1 pseudogene is annotated in these 2,514 nt (G+C 64.5%); it reads right to left on the bottom strand.

The window, feature by feature from the left end:
• Positions 1-2,496, bottom strand: a pseudogene (locus I5W_RS21885) (Ig-like domain-containing protein); the annotation flags it as partial.
• Positions 2,497-2,514: the final 18 nt, after the last annotated feature.

Below are 2,514 nucleotides of genomic sequence, written 5' to 3'. Positions count from 1 at the left end.
GGCGGCACGCGCCTGGGTCATGGCGCTTTCTTCAGCGCTTTGCGCACGCGCCAGCGCCGTTTGCGCTGCGGCCAGGCTGGCCTGCTTGGCCGACCGGGTAGAGGCGTCGGCCGCATCGAACGCGGCTTGCGCAGCATTGACTGCAGCCTGCGCATCGTTGACGGCTTTCTCACTATTGGCCAACTGCACCGTATGCTGGATCAGCCCGGTGCTATCGACCACGAAACGCTGGGTGTTCTCGCTGAAGTTGCCGGCGACGTCGATCTGGCGCAGGTTCAATTGCGCCTTGCCATTGCCGGTGAGGGTGTCGCCGTTGAGCAGCAGGCGATCCCCTGCCCCGAGCGTGTACCAGTTCCCCGGCGTGACCTGCTGGGTGGTGCCGCCGGCCAGTTGCAATTGCAGGGTGCGGGCATCGGTGCCATTGCCGGCGACCAGCCGGAAGTGCAATTGCGCCCCCGACTCGAGCGCTCCCAGCGGCAGCAGTTGCGCGCCGCGCTGGCTGCTCACGCCGTCGCTGGTGCTCAAGCCATCGTCCTTGTTGAACTCGAACTGCAGGCTCGATTGCGGCGGCGCGACCGTGTCCAGGGTGAACTGCAAGGTGTCGGCAGCCGTATTGGCGTTGCCATAGCCGCCGGTGTAGGAACTCCCCACCAGCACCACACGCGCCCTGACCCAGTTGCTGCCATTGGCCTGCACCACGTCGCTGGCAATGTAGTCGACCTCACCGCGGGCATTGGTGGAGGACTGGACCAGCTTGCCGGCCTCCTTCCACAGACCGAAGAGAGGATGACCATTGCTATCCAGAGCGGTAGCCACGGCAAACTGCAGGCGTTCATCATTGACCAGGGCCTTGGTGAGCCGCACGCGCAGGCTGCCGTCCTGGGTGATCTTGTCGCTGTCGCCCTGTGCAGCGGGCACATGATTGGGGTCATCGCCAGCACGACCACTGTAGCTGCTGTCACTGACCAGAGCGAGAGCCGACTGGGCAAAATCGGTCATGCCGGCCGGCGTGGTCAGGTCCACACGCACGTCATTGTTCTTCCACACCGTGTAGTTGGTGCGGTTGTTGTAACCATCGGTGACGGTGACCTCGGCAATGATGGGCTGGGAGTGATCCAATTGCAGCAACTGCTGGGTGGTATCGTCGTCCGACACCAGCACGGCCTGGCCGGCGTCATCGGAGCGCGCAGCCGGCAGGCTGATGCGCAGGTCGCGGCCCAGCGTGTCCTTGCCATCGAGCACCACGTTCACGGTCGCATAGGGCGGCGTCTTCACGCTCAGCCCGCCTTCCAGGAAATCGCCCTGGTCCAATTGCAGGGTGTTGTTCAGGGGCGCGCTCTGCCACAGCTCCGGGTTGCTCATCACGGCCTCCTTGATGAGCAGCGTCGGTTCGGCAATGGCCACGTGGTTCTCTTGCAGGTAGGTGGCGATGGTGGCACCACCGGGCAACTTTTGCAGATTGTCGTAACGGCCCTGTGCTGTGGCCACGGCATCGGCGCTGCTGTCAGGATTGTTGATGATCTTGAGCAGCGGTTCGCTAAACAGATGCGACTGCAACAGGTTGGAAGAGGCCAACGACTGGCCGCGCGCATTGGTGGCCCACTTCAGCGCGGTATTGCTGTCGTCCACGAATTGCAGGGTCTTGGCCAGCTTCTGGATGGCATCGATCTGGCTGGGATAGGCCTTGCCATCGAGCTGCACCAGGTTGGAGATGGCCTTGAGCGCAGCACCGTAGTTATAGGCTTCGCCACTGATGCCGGGGTTGAAGCCGGGGTTGGCGATGACCTGGCCATTGGCGTTCTGGGTGACCGTCGGCGTCACCTCGCCGCCGACGACATCGACCTTGAAGAAGCCACCCACCGCATTGTTGATGGCGGCGATGCGCTCGGCGCTCAGGTCCGTGGCTTCGGAGGGGTTGATCGAACCCACGTCCAGCCCGGCCTTGAGCACCGCCAGTTCGGTCAGTGCGGTGACGTTGACGATCTGGTTGGCACCGGTGGCCGTGGCCAGCGCGCGCAAGGGCGTGCTGCCCAGGTCGGTGAGCTTGAGCGTGGCTTCATCGGCGTAGTTATCGGGCAGGCCGGGCGTATTGTCGCGAATGACAATGAGGATGGTGCCGCGATAGGCCGGATCATTGAGCACCAGCGAATAGCGACCATCGATCACCTGCGCCGCCGTGCTCAGGACATGGCCCTGGTTGTCGTAGGCGATGGCAGTCGCATTGTTGAGCGGGCCCAGCATGGCGGCACCCGAGATCGTGGCCTTGACTTCCGGCTGGTTGGAGATGCCAGCGCCGGCCACGGTACCTTCGACAGCGCCGCCTGCACTGGCACCGGCACCACTACTGCCACTACCACCTGCGCCGGCACCGCTGGCGGCGTTACCGGCATGACTGGCATTGCCCCCCGTACTGCCGGCCGCCGCCGCTCCACCGCCTCCCCCACCGCCGGCAGCCGCCAGCAAGGCCAAGGCGCCAGCGGCGATGGGCCACTGCACGCCCCAGTCTTTCATGCT

It is taken from the genome of Herbaspirillum sp. B65 (genome assembly GCF_000333555.1).
GTDB lineage: Bacteria > Pseudomonadota > Gammaproteobacteria > Burkholderiales > Burkholderiaceae_D > Herbaspirillum > Herbaspirillum rubrisubalbicans.
Note: the sequence above shows the minus strand (reverse complement) of the source record. Positions and strands in the feature narration are given on the sequence as shown.